Annotated in this window: 20 protein-coding genes and 2 tRNA genes; 17 read left to right on the top strand and 5 right to left on the bottom strand. The window is 37.3% G+C overall.

Annotation, left to right across the window (positions count from 1 at the left end; genetic code table 11):
• The first annotated feature begins 88 nt into the window (after positions 1 to 88).
• Positions 89 to 727, top strand: coding sequence for a DJ-1/PfpI family protein (locus LIV57_RS04525; protein ID WP_227941614.1), 639 nt, complete (start codon positions 89 to 91; stop codon positions 725 to 727).
• 68 nt (positions 728 to 795) lie between these two features.
• On the opposite strand, the gene LIV57_RS04520 is transcribed toward LIV57_RS04525, so the two are convergent.
• Positions 796 to 1299, bottom strand: a complete 504-nt coding sequence (locus LIV57_RS04520) for a transposase (RefSeq protein ID WP_227941613.1) — start codon at positions 1297 to 1299, stop codon at positions 796 to 798.
• A gap of 14 nt (positions 1300 to 1313) precedes the next feature.
• Positions 1314 to 1769, bottom strand: coding sequence for a MarR family winged helix-turn-helix transcriptional regulator (locus LIV57_RS04515; protein WP_227941612.1), 456 nt, complete (start codon positions 1767 to 1769; stop codon positions 1314 to 1316).
• Between the two features lie 284 nt (positions 1770 to 2053).
• Here LIV57_RS04515 and LIV57_RS04510 point away from each other — a divergent pair.
• Positions 2054 to 2126, top strand: a tRNA-Lys gene (locus LIV57_RS04510).
• A gap of 181 nt (positions 2127 to 2307) precedes the next feature.
• Here the strand turns inward: LIV57_RS04510 and LIV57_RS04505 are convergent.
• Positions 2308 to 2469: a hypothetical protein gene (locus LIV57_RS04505; protein WP_227941611.1), complete on the bottom strand. Its 162-nt coding sequence runs from the start codon at positions 2467 to 2469 to the stop codon at positions 2308 to 2310.
• A gap of 327 nt (positions 2470 to 2796) precedes the next feature.
• On the opposite strand from LIV57_RS04505, the gene LIV57_RS04500 reads away from it, so the two are divergent.
• Positions 2797 to 2869 (top strand) — tRNA-Lys (locus tag LIV57_RS04500).
• A 204-nt stretch (positions 2870 to 3073) separates the two neighbouring features.
• Here LIV57_RS04500 and LIV57_RS04495 read toward each other — a convergent pair.
• A complete protein-coding gene (locus tag LIV57_RS04495; RefSeq protein WP_227941610.1) occupies positions 3074 to 3382 on the bottom strand; it encodes a hypothetical protein in 309 nt (102 codons plus the stop codon).
• A 281-nt stretch (positions 3383 to 3663) separates the two neighbouring features.
• On the opposite strand from LIV57_RS04495, the gene LIV57_RS04490 reads away from it, so the two are divergent.
• The 10 genes from LIV57_RS04490 to LIV57_RS04445 all read left to right on the top strand — a co-directional run bounded on the left by LIV57_RS04490 (position 3664) and on the right by LIV57_RS04445 (position 11378).
• Positions 3664 to 4317, top strand: a complete 654-nt coding sequence (locus LIV57_RS04490; RefSeq protein WP_227941609.1) for a MarR family winged helix-turn-helix transcriptional regulator — start codon at positions 3664 to 3666, stop codon at positions 4315 to 4317.
• Positions 4318 to 4361: 44 nt separating this feature from the next.
• Complete coding sequence (locus LIV57_RS04485; protein ID WP_227941608.1) at positions 4362 to 5846, top strand: phytoene desaturase family protein; 1485 nt, start codon at positions 4362 to 4364, stop codon at positions 5844 to 5846.
• Between the two features lie 6 nt (positions 5847 to 5852).
• A complete protein-coding gene (locus LIV57_RS04480; protein ID WP_227941607.1) occupies positions 5853 to 6689 on the top strand; it encodes a phytoene/squalene synthase family protein in 837 nt (278 codons plus the stop codon).
• 56 nt (positions 6690 to 6745) lie between these two features.
• Entirely contained in the window at positions 6746 to 7210 is a 465-nt protein-coding gene (locus LIV57_RS04475) for an SRPBCC family protein (protein ID WP_227941606.1), read from the top strand.
• A 1-nt stretch (position 7211) separates the two neighbouring features.
• Entirely contained in the window at positions 7212 to 7664 is a 453-nt protein-coding gene (locus LIV57_RS04470; RefSeq protein ID WP_110009708.1) for a sterol desaturase family protein, read from the top strand.
• Positions 7661 to 8350: a lycopene cyclase domain-containing protein gene (locus tag LIV57_RS04465; protein ID WP_227941605.1), complete on the top strand. Its 690-nt coding sequence runs from the start codon at positions 7661 to 7663 to the stop codon at positions 8348 to 8350. The genes LIV57_RS04470 and LIV57_RS04465 overlap by 4 nt, the downstream gene beginning before the upstream one ends.
• Positions 8340 to 8888: a lipocalin family protein gene (locus LIV57_RS04460; RefSeq protein ID WP_227941604.1), complete on the top strand. Its 549-nt coding sequence runs from the start codon at positions 8340 to 8342 to the stop codon at positions 8886 to 8888. Before LIV57_RS04465 ends, LIV57_RS04460 begins: the two co-directional genes overlap by 11 nt.
• Before the next feature lie 29 nt (positions 8889 to 8917).
• Positions 8918 to 9508, top strand: a complete 591-nt coding sequence (gene ribA / locus LIV57_RS04455) for a GTP cyclohydrolase II (protein ID WP_227941603.1) — start codon at positions 8918 to 8920, stop codon at positions 9506 to 9508.
• Between the two features lie 48 nt (positions 9509 to 9556).
• The gene (locus LIV57_RS04450) at positions 9557 to 10996 is read left to right on the top strand and encodes an SDR family oxidoreductase (RefSeq protein WP_227941602.1); all 1440 of its coding nucleotides are present in this window, start codon (positions 9557 to 9559) and stop codon (positions 10994 to 10996) included.
• A gap of 82 nt (positions 10997 to 11078) precedes the next feature.
• The gene (locus LIV57_RS04445; RefSeq protein ID WP_227941601.1) at positions 11079 to 11378 is read left to right on the top strand and encodes a hypothetical protein; all 300 of its coding nucleotides are present in this window, start codon (positions 11079 to 11081) and stop codon (positions 11376 to 11378) included.
• 103 nt (positions 11379 to 11481) lie between these two features.
• On the opposite strand, the gene LIV57_RS04440 is transcribed toward LIV57_RS04445, so the two are convergent.
• Positions 11482 to 12099 carry a Crp/Fnr family transcriptional regulator gene (locus LIV57_RS04440; RefSeq protein ID WP_227941600.1) on the bottom strand — a complete coding sequence of 206 codons (618 nt, stop codon included), beginning with the start codon at positions 12097 to 12099 and terminating at the stop codon, positions 11482 to 11484.
• 198 nt (positions 12100 to 12297) lie between these two features.
• Here LIV57_RS04440 and LIV57_RS04435 point away from each other — a divergent pair, with 198 nt between their 5' ends.
• The 4 genes from LIV57_RS04435 to LIV57_RS04420 are packed head-to-tail and all read left to right on the top strand — an operon-like array spanning position 12298 to position 18590.
• On the top strand, positions 12298 to 13770 hold the full coding sequence (locus tag LIV57_RS04435; protein ID WP_227941599.1) for a response regulator: 1473 nt from the start codon (positions 12298 to 12300) through the stop codon (positions 13768 to 13770).
• Positions 13771 to 13775: 5 nt separating this feature from the next.
• Positions 13776 to 17378 (top strand): response regulator, encoded by a 3603-nt coding sequence (locus LIV57_RS04430; RefSeq protein ID WP_227941598.1) that lies wholly within the window; start codon positions 13776 to 13778, stop codon positions 17376 to 17378.
• Positions 17379 to 17393: 15 nt separating this feature from the next.
• A complete protein-coding gene (locus LIV57_RS04425) occupies positions 17394 to 17759 on the top strand; it encodes a response regulator (RefSeq protein WP_227941597.1) in 366 nt (121 codons plus the stop codon).
• Positions 17760 to 18590 carry a CheR family methyltransferase gene (locus LIV57_RS04420; RefSeq protein ID WP_110009717.1) on the top strand — a complete coding sequence of 277 codons (831 nt, stop codon included), beginning with the start codon at positions 17760 to 17762 and terminating at the stop codon, positions 18588 to 18590.

The raw sequence follows: 18590 nt of genomic DNA, 5'->3' as shown, positions 1-18590 counted from the left end.
TGATTTTACATAAAACTGGCAATCATCAATTGTCAGCAGGGAAGACCTGTGCCATGATCTGAAAATAATAATCTTAAATAATAAAATTATGAATCACGTACCAAACAGCAAGACAATGAATGTAGCATTTTTAATCTATGATCAGGTGGAAGCACTTGATTTAAATGGCCCTTTAGATGTTTTTGTTAAAGCGAATGTCCTGGAACCGGGCAGCTACAATTGCTTTACAGTTGGGAAAACAAAAGATCCGGTATATATGGAGGCGAACACAATGGCTCTTATTCCTACCTACGATATCCATACATGTCCTCAACCGGATATGATTGTCGTTCCGGGGGCAAATCCTGAATACATTATGAAATATATTCAGGACAGGGATTTTCGGGAAACTGTTCTGAAATGGGTTGAAAATCATTATGATGCAGGAACAGTAGTATTTACGGTATGTACCGGAAGTATGCTTCTGTCAGGGACAGAAATGCTTGCTGATTATGATGTTACTACGCATCATATGTTATTGGATGCCCTTGAACAGCATAATCCGGAAACCAATGTAATCCGGAATGTACGGTATATTGACCAGGGCAGCCTGATAACTACGGCAGGTATCACAGCCGGGATAGATGCCGCTCTTTATCTGGTTGGAAAACATCTCGGACAGAAAACGGTGAACACTATTATAGAGATTTTTGAATATCAGAATGTAAAATCTGAAAACTTAGCGTAAACAAGAATCTGTTGATTTGCAAATTTCGCCGATCAGAGATTGGCGAAATTTATATTTTAGATTGTGGTCTACTGACGAAAACTGAGTACTTTAATACAAAGAGGAATGAAACCAATTGACACCGCAATATAAACAGCAACCCGAATATAGTTAAGGGTTTTCCAAAGTGAAATTCTGGTTATGATTTCCTGTGAAACAGAAGAGGCGGATGCTAGGTTCTGAAACTGTATAATGTTCGGAGCAAAAAAAGCTAATGTCCAGGCTCTTACAGCTGCGTGAATAATGAGTAAAATCAAAAGCCAGTTCCTTACCGGATCAATTTTCCAGCAAAAAGCAATCGCAAGGATAAAGGTTATTTCATGCAAAGAGTGAAGGATGATCCAAAAAAACTTCAGGCTTACTCCATTTCCGTCCTGAAGCAGCTTCAATGTATCGGGTGGGGAAGTAGCCCATTTGGGTACAAAGAGGAGCGTTTCGAAAATCTGTGCCCCGTTCATAAGAAAATAAAGTAATGTTGTAATGCAAAGCCAGATTTCTGCGCGGGTTATATAAGTAACGGTTAAACTTTCCATGGTCTTGTATTGATTTATGGGGTATTTAAATGATCTGTTGTTTCTTTCATAAGAAGGGTAGCTTCCCTGAAATAACGTTCAATAGTTTCTATTTCCTTTTTAGAAAAAGTGGAAACGAGTTTCATGGTTTTTTGCTGCAGTTCTTCAAAAATAGGACCGAGTAATTTCATGCTGTTTTCTGTATTCGGGATGATCATTACTTTTCTGCGGTCTTCTTTAATGAACTGTCTTTTAAGAAGTTCTTTTTTCTCCAGACGGTCAATTAAACCCGTAACAGCGCCGGTTGTAAGACCTGTCAGCTTAGATATTTCACCCGCTGTTATGGATTCGTATTGCAGAATAAGTCCCAGATATTTATGATCTGTGCTGGAAAGTCCTGCTTTTCTGGCAATGGCTTCATGCATAAAGATTGAGGCATCAGAGTAGGCTCTGCTGGCTTCACGGAATTTCTGTATATTATTTTTAGTCATTAATTAAATTATTTTGTAATTATCTTAGTGGCTAAGATATTATTGTTTTTTGATTTATCAAAATAAATTTTTTACTCAAAAAATGATATTATCCGCCAGCTACTATTATTGCTGGGAATTTGAATTTAAAAAAAATAACAACGTAATTAATTTATAAACAGGTGTTTGACCTTTTTGATGCAAATTTTATGATAAAAAAGCTTCAAATAATTTGGATTTAAAGAGGGTTTTCCTATCTTTGCAGTCCCTTAAACAAAGGGATTTACTTGAAAAAGTAAGTGGCCGACTCGGTAGCTCAGCTGGTAGAGCAATACACTTTTAATGTATGGGTCCTGGGTTCGAATCCCAGCCGGGTCACAATCTTAAAGATGCAAAAATAAAAGCATCAGAAAAATACAAAAAAACCTGCAAATTATTTTTTGCAGGTTTTTTATTTATAGTGTTTGCTATAATGTTTCAAATGGGCGTTATTATAAATTTGAATTAACTGACCCGTTTGATTGTTCTCGTTCTATTGCCATTGAAATCAGCAATATCTTTACTCTTCATTTTTGGGTTTAAAGTTTCTCCCTACTCCCTGACGGAGAAATGTAATTTTTCCTTGTAGTTTTTTTGCTTTTTCAAGGACCTCCAATGCTTTTGTTCTTTCGTTAACTTTGCCAGCATGTGTTATATTGTCCTGACGTTCATTTTTTTTCATGTATCAATATAGTGAATTTATTTGACAAAAACAAATTATTGATAATAAGGATGTTTCAAATTTTAAGAAAATAAGATTGTTTTGTTAATCGGACCACGAGTAACAAAGGGATTCACTGCAGTTCTCAATTTTTTATTGAAGCCTTTTTGATTCTTTTTTGAAATTTATAGTAAGAACCTCTTCAGGCATGTGAAATTTTTGTGTCTGATATTGTAAAAGTTAGCGGAATCACAGGTATAAAATGTCCGGGAAGTATTGTAAATAAAGAAAAAGTTTCTATCTTTGCAGTCCCTTACAGAAAGGGATTTACTTGAAAAAGTAAGGGCCGACTCGGTAGCTCAGCTGGTAGAGCAATACACTTTTAATGTATGGGTCCTGGGTTCGAATCCCAGCCGGGTCACTTATGAGGACAAATCATTTTATTAATGGTTTGTCCTTTTTATTTTTCCTTATTTGTTGACTGCCAAATGTATGTTGCAATTCGAAGCTATTCAACGATATTTTAATAATAAAAGCATCCATAACGAACAGTATACAACCGATATAAATAGCAATTTTTGTTTTTATATCGGTTGTATATTGTAATGCTATTGTGGTCCAATACCTACTTTTTTACATTGCCGGATCTTCCCTGCGTATTGTGCGCACTGTCTGAAACTGCTGCATTGATATTGCCTGTGCCATTACCCGTATTATTATTGCTCGTTTTTCTTCCTCCAACGTGATTTTTTGTATTAATACTATCATTACCCGTTGTATTGTCTTGAGTATCCCTGACCGCAGATGCTGTATCAGAATAATTTCTTTGCGTGTTGATTGAATCGGCAACGGGGGTACTACTTGTTGTGTCCTTCTTTTTACAGGCCAGAATCATAAAACCGGCTGCTGCTATTGATAAAACTAATTTTTTCATAGGATTTTATTTTGGTGTTTGTATTTAATCAAATTTCGATATTTAAGCCCGGCAGTGATATGAGCAGGATCATAATAATGAAAATCTAAAGGTATATTACTGAACTGTGTATAATTGTCAACCTGTCTTTCATGAAGACAGGTTTTTTTTATAAACTGTTGTCTGTATTTCTGTTATAGGCCACTTACAATACCCTTCAATAGGGGAAAAATCAAATTTATAATTAAAAATAGTTTATTTATAAACTTATATAAGTATATTTGTGTACTAATTTGTTTGATATGAATTTTGAACTTATAAAATCAGTAGTGGAACTCGTTCAGCAATTTATGGAACAAAATGAAGGTAAAGCTCAATACAGTAATGATCTTCATGGTTTTACAGAATGGATCAATGCTGCCCATCAGCAGGACTTTGAAAATCCTGACTGGATAGGGAAGGAATCAGGAAGAAGTTCAGATAGTATTATAAATACTTTGCTGATCAGAATGAACAGATATGCCAAGTCTTATTCCAGATCGGCAGTCGGCAGTTCTGTTTTTTCCAGTCAGGATGACTTCATTTATCTTATCAGTTTGAAGAATATGGGAGCAATGCCAAAAATACAATTGATAAAGCATAATGTACACGAGAAATCTTCAGGTATGCTTATTATCAACCGCCTGCTCCATAATGGCTGGATTGAACAGGCAGTTTCCCCAAAAGATAAGAGGATAAAAAATATACAGATAACAGAAAAAGGGCTGGCGATACTGGATGAACATATGGAGGAAATCCGCAGGGCTTCCAGGGCTGTTGTAGGAAATCTTACCCATGCTGAACAAATGCTCCTCATTGCAGTACTTTCCAAATTGGATGAATTTCATGATTCTTTTTATCGTATGAATCTGGAAACAAGAGATCTGCTGAACACCGTATATAAAAAGTTAAACTGATTGCGTAGTGAAAATGTCTTTAAACAACTGTTAAAAAAATGACGATGAGTACTGAAAAATCAAGAAAAAGAATAGCGGTAATAGGTTCAGGGTTCTCCGGGCTCTCTGCGGCTGCTTATGCGGCAAAGGCCGGAAATGAAGTGCATGTTTTTGAAAAACATAATCAGCCGGGAGGACGTGCAAGGCAATTTAAAACGGAAGAAGGCTATGTGTTTGACATGGGGCCGAGCTGGTATTGGATGCCTGATATTATCGAAGGTTTTTTCAGTGATTTCAACTGTAAAGCAGCTGATTATTTTAAACTGGTATCCTTAGACCCTCAGTTTGAGATGGTTTTTTCAGAAGAAAAGATTTCAGTTCCTGAAAAAAATGAAGATATCCGTGAGCTATTTGAAAAAACAGAGGCCGGATCGGCTAAAAAATATGATCAATTTATGCAGTCTGCCCGGTTTAAATATGAGGTCGGGATGAAAGATTTTGTGACAAAGCCCTGTTACAGCTGGCTGGAATTTGCTTCATTAAAAATAGCGGGCAGTGCATTGAAGCTTGATCTTTTAAGTAATTTCAGGAAATACGTTTCAGGATATTTTTCTGACCCGAAACTCAGATCTCTGATGGAATTTCCGGTGATATTTCTGGGTGCTTCGCCCCGTAATATTCCCGCACTTTACAGCCTTATGAATTATGGAGGATATGTATTGGGAACAAAATACCCTATGGGAGGTTTTTATCAGCTTGTTATGGCCATGAAGGACGTAGCCGAAAAGCAGGGAGTAAATTTTCATTTTAATCAGGATGTTCAGAAGCTGAATACAGAAGCTGGGAAAGTAGTGTCAGTAACGGCTGGTGATAAAGACTATGAATTTGATGCAGTTATTGCCTCATCAGATTACCACCATACGGAAACACTAATTCCTAAATCTCTGAGGAACTATAATGATGCCTACTGGAAGACAAAAACCTTTGCTCCTTCATGCCTGATCTATTACCTCGGAATCAAAGGGAAAATCTCTGATTTAAAACACCATACCCTGTTCTTTGAAAATGAACTTGATAATCATATAGACTGTATTTATGTCAATAAAAAATGGCCTTCGAAACCCCTTTTTTATGCGTGCTGTCCTTCAAAAACAGATCCCGGTGTAGCTCCGGAAGGCTGTGAAAATCTCTTTTTACTATTGCCTCTGTCACCAGGAATACACGATGAGGAAGCTGTAAGAGAAAAATACCTGAAGGAAATGCTTGAAAGAATCGAAAAGCATACAGGAGAAAATGATCTTATTTCCAGAATTGAATACAAAAGAAGCTATTGTGTAAGTGATTTTATTTCGGATTATAATGCTTATGAGGGGAATGCATACGGACTGTCCAATACTTTATCGCAGACTGCTGTCCTGAAACCTAAAATAAGAAACAAAAAGATCAGTAATCTTTTTTATACCGGGCAGTTAACGGTTCCCGGGCCCGGAGTTCCTCCATCCGTTATCTCCGGGAAGATTGTAGCGCAAGAGGTTAATAAACTAAAATAAAATAATATGAAAAAGTTGTTTGATGAATTGTCTTACGAGGTCAGTAAGTGCACTACTCAAAAATACAGTACCAGTTTTTCATTAGGAATATTGGCTCTGAAGCCTTCTATCAGACCTGCCATTTATGCTGTTTATGGGTATGTACGCCTTGCGGATGAAATTGTTGATAGCTTTCATGGATATGATAAAGAAAAGCTATTGAAAAGATTAAAAGCAGAAACGTATGATGCATTAGAGCAGAGAATATCACTCAATCCTATCTTGCATTCGTTTCAGGAAACCGTGCGTCAGTATGATATCAATATTCAATTGATCGATCAGTTCCTGCACAGCATGGAAATGGATCTGCAGAAAATAGATTACAATTCAGATCTCTATAATGAATATATCTACGGCTCTGCTGAAGTAGTAGGACTTATGTGCCTGCAGATATTTACAGAAGGAGATAAGAAGCAATTTGAAAAGCTTAAACCATTCGCTATGAAACTGGGTTCCGCTTTTCAAAAGGTTAATTTTTTACGTGATCTGAAAGAAGACTACCAGATTTTGGGCAGGACTTATTTTCCATCATTAAATATGTCTGTCTTTGATAATACCGTTAAAGCTCAGATTGAAAAAGAAATTGAAGAAGAATTCAGAGAAGCATTGCAGGGAATCAAGAAGCTGCCGGGTTCTTCTCTGTTTGGAGTATATCTCGCATACAGATACTATCTGTCATTATTTGAAAAAATAAAAAAAACAAGTTCCCAGCATATTTTGCAGCAAAGAATCAGGATTGCTAATTCACAGAAATTATTGGTAGCATTTAAAAGCTATATAAGATACAAATCTGCTTATTTCTGATCACTCATTTGTTTGGAAGATTGTTTTAGGATTTATAAATCAATAAAAAAATAACGATGTACAGATTATATAGAGAACAATATTTGAATTGTGATATAGAGACTGCATGGAAATTCTTTTCCTCTCCTCATAATTTATCTGAAATAACGCCTAAAAGTATGAATTTTGTGGTGCTTTCAGATATACAGGACGAGCCTATTTTTGAAGGAATGGAAATAGATTATACCGTCTCTCCGGTATTGGGAATCCCGATGAAATGGAAAACGATTATCAGCCAGGTAAAAGAAGGCAGAAGCTTTACAGACTTTCAGAAAGAAGGACCTTATAGGCACTGGAACCATTTTCATGAGTTCATTCCGGATGAGAATGGTGTGTTAATGAAAGATACTGTATTTTATGAACTTCCGTTGGGGGTTCTTGGAAGGGCTGCTCATGGTTTATTTGTTAAAGAAAAGCTTAGAAACATTTTCGACTTCAGATACAGCGTTCTGAATGATCTTTTTAACCGCAAACATCATTAATATGAATTTCCTGATCGTTTTACTTGTTTTTATTTCCATGGAAGGAGCCACATGGCTTATTCACAGGTATATTATGCACGGTTTTCTATGGAATCTGCATAAGGATCATCATGATCATAGCAACGATGGTAAACTTGAGAGAAATGATCTGTTCTTTTTCATTTTTGCCAGCCCTGCTATTGCTTTGTTGTATGCGGGAGTAAGGCAGGAATTCAGTTATCTGTTTTTTGTCGGTTTAGGCATAAGCCTTTACGGGATGGCCTATTTCTTTGTTCATGATATTTTTATTCATCAGAGAGCAAAGGTTTTTACCAAAACAAAGAATCCGTATTTCCTTGCTATCAGGCGTGCCCATAAACAGCACCACAAACATTTGGGGAAAGAAAAAGGAGAGTGCTTCGGCTTTTTGTGGGTTCCTATGATTTATTTTAAAATGTATTTCAATAAAAAATGATGCAATACACTTACATACTGATCAATTTTTTCACCGTCATCATCTGCTTTTTGGCTTCTTTTGACCGCAGGATACAGTTTAATCAACTTTTCCTGAAGTTTTTCCTGTCGTCCACTATTGTAGCAGTTCCTTTTATACTATGGGATATATGGTTCACCGGAAAAGGAGTGTGGTGGTTTGATGATCGTTACACATTAGGATTTAAAATGGCAGGCCTTCCCCTGGAAGAGTGGCTGTTCTTTTACTGTATTCCTTTTGCCTGTGTTTTTACATACTACTGCCTGGAAAAATTTTTTACATTCAATCGGGCAGACCTCTTTAATAATCTGATTGTTTTTACCTCAGTTATTGTTCTCAGTGTTGTGGGGCTTCTTTATTACGAAAGAATCTATACCTTGCTGACTGTTATTGTGACAGTGCTTACCCTTTCTTACCTGCATTTTATTGCCAAAAAAGAATGGATCGGTAAAGCAAGTTTTGTATATCTGGTTTTGATGCCTGGATTTTTTGCTGTGAATGGAATCCTGACGGGATCTTTAATTCCATCCCCTGTTGTGAACTACAATCCTGGTGACTTTTTAGGCGTCAGAATGGGAACCATTCCTGTTGAAGATGCTGTTTATGGTTACAGTCAGTTTTTACTCAATATTTATTTCTTTAAAAAAATAACTAAAAATGAAAAATAAAATCATTATTACATTATTACTAAGCTTCGGGTTGTTAAACAGTTTGACTTCCTGTTCTTCCATGCCCGAAAAAGCACAGCCTGTTGACCAGTTTGATGTGAACCGGTATTTGGGGACATGGTACGAGATTGCCAGATTCGATTATCGCTTTGAAAAAGACCTTGACAATGCAATCGCCCAGTATAGCCTTACTGAAGACGGAAATGTAAACGTAGTCAACAGCGGATATAATTTTAAAAAGGATAAATGGGTTTCTGCCAATGGTACTGCTAAATTCAGAGGAGAAAAAAATGTGGCAGCTTTGAAAGTGAGTTTTTTCGGACCTTTTTATGCCGGATATAATGTAGTTGCTCTGGAAGAGTACAAATATGCACTGATTGCAGGAAAAAATCTGGATTATCTCTGGATTCTTTCCCGTGAAAAAACTATTCCTGAAAATATAAAGCAGAAATTTATCAGCAAGGCGCAGGAAATAGGGTATGATACCTCTAAACTCATCTGGGTAAAGCAGGATAAGAAAAGTCCTTTTGATAAATAAATTCTCAAATTTAATTAAAATCGAAACGTATGCTTAGAATACAGGCTCAATCAAAAATACCCACAGATTACGGACTATTCACTATATATGCATTCTCGGAAAATGAAGAAGACTGGAGCCCGCATTTGGTTCTGGTAGCAGAAAATACAGATTATGATAAGACTGTTAATGTCCGCTTTCCTTCTGAGTGCATTACCGGAGAAGTTTTTCATTCTAAAAAATGTGAATGCGGTCAGCAGCTTGATGCAGCGATGAAATATATGTCTGAAAAAGGAGGGATGATCGTTTATCTCCGCCAGGAGGGAAGGAATATTGGGATCATCAATAAGCTGAAAGCATATGCACTTCAGGAACAAGGATTAGATACTGTTGAAGCTAATCTCAGAATTGGTTTGCCCGCTGACGGAAGAAATTTTGATGTTGCCATGGAAATGCTGAATCTGCTGGATGTGAAAGAAATCAATCTGTTAACCAATAATCCTGATAAGATTAAATCTGTTGAGAACAGCAGCATCATTCTCAAAAGCAGGATTCCTTTAGAAATTGATTCCAATGAGATCAATGCAGGTTATCTTATTAAAAAGAAAGACTATTTTGGCCATTTCTTAGAAAAAATATAATAGATTTCAGACGTCAGGATATGTATTGATCTGTTTAATCCAATTATTATGGAAAAAATACTGCTTACAGGAGCAACCGGCTATATCGGTAAAAGAATGATCAGTGTGATTGCCGCACAGGGATATAAAGTCGTTTGCTGCTGCAGGGATACCGGTCGTTTTACAAGAGACATGGATATCGACGACCAGCTCATTGAAGTTATTGAAGTTGACTTTCTAAAGCCGGAAACACTTAAAAATATTCCTGAAGATATTGCAGGTGCTTACTATCTGATGCATTCCATGAGCAATACTGCTGATTATGAAGACTCGGAAAAAAAATGTGCCGCCAACTTTTCTGATTATATTGAGAAGACGCAATGTAAACATGTTGTCTATCTTTCGGGGCTGGTGAATGAAAAAGAACTGTCAAAGCATTTGAATTCAAGGTACGAAGTTGAAAAAATTCTGATGGACTGCAGGGTTCCCGCAACAGTTCTTCGCGCAGGAATTATCATTGGGTCAGGAAGTGCATCATTTGAAATTATAAGGGATCTCGTTGAAAAACTGCCTGTCATGGTGGCTCCCAAATGGCTGTATACCCAATGTCAGCCAATAGGAATTGCCAATGTGCTGGATTTCCTGATTTTTGTTTTGTTTAAAGAAGCTGCTTATCAGAAAAATTTTGACATTGGATGTGATGATGTACTGACTTACAAAGACATGCTGTTGCAGTTTGCACAAGTAAGAGGCCTTAAAAGAACGATTTTTACACTGCCTGTAATGACGCCCAGACTGTCTTCGTACTGGCTCTATTTTATTACTTCAACCTCTTATAACCTGGCCAAAGCATTGGTTGGAAGCATGAAGGTAGAAGTGGTCTGCCGTCCCGAAAGTCTTGCTGAGATCAAACTAATTACCGGTGTGCAGCCGTTTTCATATGACACAGCACTGAAGAGAACTCTTGCAAAAATTCAGGCCAATGAAATCATTTCCAGCTGGAAAGACAGTTTCATCAGCAGCCGTCATGATTCAACCTTGAAAGAATACCAGGATGTACCGAAATACGGTTGTTTTACGGACCTCCGGAGTGAAGAGTATGATGACAGGGATGCCTGTATGAGCCGGGTCTTTCAGTTGGGAGGTGATCATGGATGGTATGGGCAGAATCTTTGGAAAATAAGAGGACTTTTTGATAAACTTGTTGGTGGTCCGGGATTGAGAAGAGGGCGCAGGCATCCTTCAGACCTTAAAGATGGAGATGCATTAGACTTCTGGCGGGTTTTATATGCTGACCGTAAAGAAGGCAAGCTTATATTATTCGCTGAGATGAAACTGCCCGGAGAAGCCTGGCTGATGTTTAAAATTTACAGAAATAAGATCTGGCAAAAAGCTGTATTTCGTCCAAAAGGCCTTTGGGGAAGATTATATTGGTTCATGGTGCTGCCATTTCATGGATTTATTTTCAAAGGAATGATCAGAAGCCTTAGCGGGAAGAAAAAATCTTAATTTTAAGAATATTTTAACATAATGTCTGTTTTTTAGGCATGAACATTGTTTATTTATATACCAAATACCTAAATATTATATTATGAATAATTCAGATTACAACAAAGCAGAAAATGCAGTAGACCAAACAGAAAACTCTTTAAAAAATGCAGCTGATAATGCAAAATGGAAGATCAGTGAATTAGCGGATAAAGCTAAAGATTATATCAATGAAAAAAGAAATAATGATGAGGAAGCAACTCAGGAAGACTGGTTGGACAGAGTAAAATCAAACGTCGCAGATGCATGGGAAGATATCAAGGATAAGGCAGATGAAGCATGGGAAAGCACGAAGGATGCCGCTGAAGATGTGAAGGCAGAATGGAGAAAAAAAACAAATTAAGGTTAGTTTAAAACAGATGGCCGGAATTTAAAAATTCCGGCCATCTGTTTTGTTTTATGGTTTATTTATAATCTATATTTAAAGAAATAGGGTGAGTTTATGATTAGTATAAAATCCTGCGGCCCTCAAGTTTTATTATTTTATTATTTACCATTTTTTTTATCGTTCTGATGACGGTTTCAACCCTCAGTCCTGTAAGATCAGCAATTTGCTGGCGGGTAAGTTCTATAGGAAAACAGTGCTGGCAGTCTCCGTCATGGTAGCTTTTCAGATAATCCATTACACCTTGCAGCCGCTGAATGGGATCTGCTAATGCCAGATTGCGGACCATTAAATTATTATAATAAAGTCTTTGTGATAAACACATGTTCATATCCAGGGAAATATCCGGATTACTTTTAAGCATTTGCATAAAATTATCTTTAGGCATTCTTATAATTTCCGTGGTCTGTAAGCTGATGGCATTGGTAGGATATACTTTTTCAATAAAAAGAAGCGGGTCTCCAAAACTTTGATTTTTACCCAATATATTATGAATAAATTCTTTTCCGTTTTCAGTAAAGATGTTCAGCTTTACTTTTCCGCTGATAATCTGAAAATAATATTGTGAATAATCACCTTCTTTGAAAATAAACTCTTTAGCCTTATAGATGACTTTTTCACCCCCGAACGAGTAAAGGATCTCCTGATCGATATTCATACAGCTTATTGTTTTTTTCATAATTATGGTTTTTCTGAAAATTAGAGAGAATTTTTAAAAATATTGTAAATAATTTCAATCATTATGCCATTGCTGTTTTTCTTAAAAAATGTGGTACGAAATCCTTATGCATAAACCTTTAAAAATTACTGTTTTTTCAAATATTGTGAGTATTTTTGAAGCTAAAGTATCCGTAACTAATTATTGATTTTAACTTCTATGATTTTAATTGTTGATGACAACCAAAGTAATCTTTATTCGCTTCAAAAATTACTTGAATCTAAAGATTTCCAGGTTGAAACGGCCAGCTCCGGTGAAGAGGCTCTCGGCAAAGCATTGAAAAATGACTATGCCTTAATTATTTTAGATGTTCAGATGCCTGATATGGATGGCTTTGAAGTTGCAGAAACACTTGCAGACTACAGTAAAACCAAAGATGTTCCTATTATATTTTTATCCGCTGTTAATACCGATAAAAAATTCATTACCCAAGGTTATGCTTCTGGTGGTAAAGACTACGTAACCAAGCCCGTGGATCCTGAAATTCTTCTGCTTAAAGTGAAAACTTTTTATAATCTCCAGGAACAGAATATTGCTATGAAAAAAACACAGCAGAATCTGGAACTGGAAGTAAAAGGAAGACGGGAATCTCAGGTGACCATGAAATCCCAGATAGACCATTTTCACCTTATGCTGGAGTCTCTTCCACAGATTGCATTTACTCTGAATGAAGAAGGTGCGGTTGATTTTGTTAATGGTAAATGGTACCAATATTCTGACAATGAACAGGATTTTCCGGAAACACATCCTGATGATTATAAGATCAGCGAAGAACTGGAAAGGTGCAGAAAAAAAGGAAAAGCTCTTGAATTGGAGATCAGAATTAAAAATGTTATTTCGGGCCATTACCGTTATCATTTGCTTAGGGTAACCCCTGTATATGATGAACACCGTATTAAAAACTGGGTAGGAACATTTACCGATATTGACGATCAGAAAAAAGTGGAAAAAGAAAAAGATGAATTCTTAAGTATTGCAAGCCACGAATTAAAAACTCCTTTAACCAGTATTAAAGCCTATGTTCAGCTATTGGAAAGAAAGCTGAAACTTGATAAAGACAGCTCCGAAGCAGGATTTGTTACAAAAGTTCAGAGCCAGATTGAAAAGCTGAATACACTCATCACGGATCTTCTTGATGTTTCGAAAATTGAAAACGGAAAACTGAAAATCAATAAAAAGCCGGTGAATCTGGAAAATGTGATCAGTAATGCGATTGAGACCATAAAACAAACCCATGAGCGTCAGGTGAAAATAGAACGTCATGGGGTAAAACCTGATATTTTAATTCCTTTGGATGAAATCCGTATCGAGCAGGTGCTGATTAATTTTCTGACCAATGCGATCAAATATTCCCCTCATAATAACCAGGTGATTGTAACCACCTTTGTGGATGAAGAAGCTCAGGAAGTGAGAGTGAATGTTACAGATTTTGGAATCGGAATTCCTGACTTTAAACAGGAGGCCGTATTCAAGAAGTTCTATCGTGTGGAAGAATCTTCACTGCAGTTCCAGGGAATGGGAATCGGTCTGTTTATATGCTCTGAAATCATCAAACAGCACCACGGAAGTGTTGGTGTTTCCAGTATCGTAGATGAAGGTTCTACGTTTTATTTTACCTTACCATTAAATTAATTTTCATGCCGAAAAAAATTATACGAAATCTCCAGTTTGGAATAGGTCTTTCGCTTTTGATATTGATAGCCAGCTCGGTAGCCTCGTACTGGAGTATTCAAAATCAAATGAATCATCGTGAGAGTCTTTCCAAAAGCAGACGTTCTGTGACGGCTGTTAAGGATGTCCTGGTAGCTTTGCTGGATGCAGAAACAGGAAACAGGGGCTATCAGCTGACCGGAAGGGAAGATTTTCTCGAACCCTATAAACGCGGATTAAGAGAATACTCCAAAGCGCTGGTGCTTGCAGAATCATTGGGATTGAAGGATAAAAACCAACAGGAAAGACTTGCCGGATTAAAAGTAGCGGTGAGCCAGGTGATGGATAACCTGAAAAATCTTGTGGAAAACAGACGAAAGGGTATTGTAATGACCCAGCAGCAAATCGTTACCGGTAAAGCTTATATGGACGAGTGCCGTAAAATTGTAAAAGATTTTGTGCAGTATGAAGAAAGCCAGGTTGAAATCAAAAATAAAGATTTAACACGCTCATCAGAAACGACCGTTCTTTTTATTGTTTTTTCTGCGCTGGCTGCAGTAGTTGTGACCACATTTTTCTATTTTAAAATGAGGGCAGATCTCATCAGAAGAGATGAGCTGGAAAAAATGCTGAGAGATAAAGATCAGGAAATGACGCGCCGTGTAAGTGCCATTCAAAAAATTGCAAACAGAGTAGCCAATGGTGATTACAGCGAGAAAGCTGTAGATAACGCAGAGGATGACCTTGGGGATCTTGTAGAATCCCTGAATCACATGACCGAATCTCTTAAAACATCTTTTGAAAAAATTAATAAAAGCGACTGGCGCCAGAAAGGTCTTGCTTTACTGAATGAATCCCTTGTCGGAAATAAATCGGTAAAAGAAGTTGCCGGCAGGGCTTTACATCAGTTGATTGAATATGGAAACTGTATCAACGGTTCATTGTATCTTTTTGACGAAGGTGTCCTGAAGCTCAACAAAGCATTTGGTCTGGAAGCCAATATGAAACAGACTTTTGAGCCAGGTGAAGGAATGGTGGGGCAGGCCTTTATGAATGCTAAAACACAGGTGTACAATAATCTTCATGAAGATGATTTTGTAGTAACCTTTGCCAGCAGTACCATTAAGATCTATGGCATTATTCTGATACCTGTTTTTGCAGACGGCCATGCCATAGGAGTCCTGGAATTAGGATCTACCTCTAATTTTGAAGAAGACAGAATCAGCTATTTTGAAGAGTGCTGCATCAATATAGGAATAGCCCTGAATGCGGCAAAAGGAAGAGAAAAAGAACAGCAGCTGCTGGAAGAAACCCAGGCACAGTCTGAAGAATTGCAGGTACAGCATTCTGAGCTTGAAAACCTTAATACTGAACTGGAAGCACAAACGCAGAAGCTTCAGGCTTCAGAAGAAGAATTGAAGGTACAGCAGGAAGAATTGATGCAGGCCAATGCCGAATTGGAGGAACGCTCACGATTGCTGGAAGAAAAGAATCATTTGATTGCTGAACGTAATAATGAGATTCAGAAAAAAGTAGAGGAACTGGCACTCAGTACCAAATACAAGTCTGAATTTTTAGCCAATATGTCTCATGAACTGCGTACACCGCTTAATTCAATCCTTCTGTTATCGCGGTTAATGGCAGAAAATCCGGATGAAAACCTTAACGAAGACCAGGTGGAATCCGCCAAAGTTATTCAAAGTTCAGGAACAAGTTTATTAACATTAATAGATGAAATTCTTGACCTGGCCAAAATAGAATCCGGTAAAATGACCCTGGAATATCAGGAAGTGGTTATTGAAGAAATTGTAAAAGATCTGAAGAGCCTGTTTAATCCTGTATTTCAGGAAAAAGCCCTTCCTTTCAATATAGAAATTGATTCAAACGTACAGCCTGTTATTGAAAGTGACCGTCTCAGAATAGATCAGGTATTAAGGAACCTGCTGTCCAATGCTTTAAAGTTTACAACAAAAGGAAGCATCAGTTTATTGATCAAAAAACATTCTGAAAAACCTGATTTTATTATATTTTCAGTAAAAGATACCGGTGTCGGAATAGCTGAGGATAAGCAGAAAATTATCTTTGAAGCATTTCAGCAGGCTGACGGATCTACAAAAAGAAAATTTGGAGGTACAGGTCTGGGACTTTCAATAAGCCGTGAAATTGCAAGACTTTTAGGAGGTGAACTTGTTCTGAAAAGTGAACTCAATAAAGGAAGTGAATTCAGCTTTATTATTCCTGTACATCAGGTAACTGAAATTGTTCATTCCGAAACGGATCAGGATCTGGTGGAAATTATACGGGAAGATGTTGAAGAAATTCAGAATATCCTTGATGAAGGAGAAACGGTTAAAACGAACACGTTGGAAATTCCTGAAGATGTGGAGGACGACAGAGAGAATATTCAGGAAGGGGACAAAATCATCCTTATCATTGAAGATGATACCAATTTTGCAAAAGCTCTATTGAAATATGCCCGCTTACAGAACTATAAAGGGGTAGTGGTCGTAAGAGGAGATTATGGTCTTTCGGCGGCTCAGAAATATCATCCTCACGCCATTTTACTGGATATTCAGCTTCCTGTAAAAGATGGCTGGGAAGTCATGGATGAGTTGAAGTCTGATCCTCAGGTAAAACATATTCCGGTACATATGATGTCTGCCCTGCATGTGAAAAAAGAAAGCCTGATGAAAGGAGCGGTAGACTTTATCAATAAGCCTGTGGCTCTGGATAGAATGACGGATGTATTCAGGAAAATTGAAGAGGCATTACAAAAAGGGCCTCAAAAAGTTTTAATTGTTGAAGAAAATGCCAAACATGCCAGCGCATTGTCTTATTTCCTGAGTAATTTTAATATTTCCTTATCTGTGGAACATAATGTGGAGGATAGTGTAAAAGCACTTACTTCAGACCTTGTCGACTGTGTAATTCTGGACACCGGAAGCGCAAAAGGAAATGATTATCACGTCATAGAATCAATCAAAAGCTATGAGGGACTGGAAAATCTACCGATCATTATTTTTACGGAACATCATTTATCCAAAGAAGAAGAACTGAAAATAAAGCAATATGCAGATTCTATTGTCGTAAAAACTGCACATTCCTATCAAAGAGTTTTAGATGAGGTTGGTTTATTCTTACATTTGGTGGAAGAAAAAAACAGTTCGGCCGAAGGTAATACAGGCAGAATGCTGGGTTCTTTAACAGAAGTGCTGAGTGGTAAAAAAGTACTCATTACTGATGATGATGTCCGCAATATTTTTTCTTTAACCAAAGCACTGGAAAAATATAAAGTTGAGGTCATTGTAGCGATGGATGGAAAACATGCTTTGGAGCAAATCAGCCACAATCCGGATGTAGATGTTATTCTGATGGATATGATGATGCCGGAAATGGATGGCTATGAAACAATTAAGGAAATAAGAAAAATGCCGGCATTTAAAAGACTGCCTATTATAGCTATTACCGCTAAATCAATGATTGGAGAAAGGGAGAAATGTATTACAGCAGGAGCTTCAGACTATATTTCAAAACCTGTCGATATAGATCAGCTATTATCACTCCTTCGTGTTTGGTTGTATGAAAGTTAAACAGATAAAATTCTGATGAATAAGAAAATTTTAATCGTGGATGATGACCCACGCAATATATTTGCTTTAAAACTAACCCTTAAAGCCCGTGGATATACAGTGGAATCATGTACAATGGCACAGGATGCCCTGGAAATGATCAAGTCTGATCCTCAGTTTTCCGTTGTTCTTATGGACATGATGATGCCTGGCATAGACGGATATGAAGCTGTAAGAATGTTAAGGGATACTCAGGAAATCAAACATGTTCCGGTGATTGCTGTCACCGCACAGGCAATGCCCGAAGACCGCCAGAAATGTCTGGAAGCCGGAGCTGATGATTACGTAACAAAACCCATTGATGTGGATCTTTTAATAACGGCAATAGAAAAACTTTCATAGATGCTGGAACCAAGTATCATAAAAGATGAAGAAGTAGAATATCTCATCAGAGATGTGTATGACAGGTATGGCTATGACTTTTCAGGGTATAGCAGGGCTTCATTTAAAAGAAGAGTTAATCGTATATGTCTTTTAGACAGGTTTACCAGTTTTGCAGAGCTCAGATACACTGTGATGAATGATACAGAATACTTAAAACGTTTTGTAGAAGAAGTTACAGTAAATGTTACGGAAATGTTCCGGGATCCTTCTTTTTTTAAAGCACTGCGGGATAATATATTGCCTCAGTTGGGAACCTATCCGCTCATCCGGGTCTGGATTGCAGGATGTTCAACAGGTGAAGAGGCATATTCTATAGCCATTCTGCTGAAAGAAGCCGGGCTTTACAGTAAGTCTCTGATTTATGGAACCGATTTGAACCCCGCTGTTCTTGAAACAGCCAGAGCAGGTATTTTCCCTTTGCAGCAGATGAAGCTGTATTCAGAAAACTACATGCTTTCAGGCGGATTAAAAGACTTTTCAGATTATTATACTGCCAATTATGATAGTGTACGATTTGATAAAAGCTTACAGGAAAAACTGATTTTATCAACACATAACCTCGTGTCAGACAGCTCTTTCAATAGTTTTCAGCTGATTGTATGCAGGAATGTACTGATTTATTTTGACAGAGAACTTCAGGAAAGGGTATTCAGACTTTTTGATAACAGCCTGGAAAATTTAGGTTTTCTTGCATTGGGAGCAAAAGAAACTCTTCGGTTTTCTGCTATCGATAAAAATTACCATCAGGTTGAAGATCAGAAAATCTGGAAAAAAATTGATCACCACTAG

It is taken from the genome of Chryseobacterium sp. X308, from assembly GCF_020733145.1.
In the GTDB taxonomy this organism is placed as follows: domain Bacteria; phylum Bacteroidota; class Bacteroidia; order Flavobacteriales; family Weeksellaceae; genus Chryseobacterium; species Chryseobacterium cupriresistens.
This window is presented reverse-complemented; position numbering and strand designations above follow the sequence as displayed.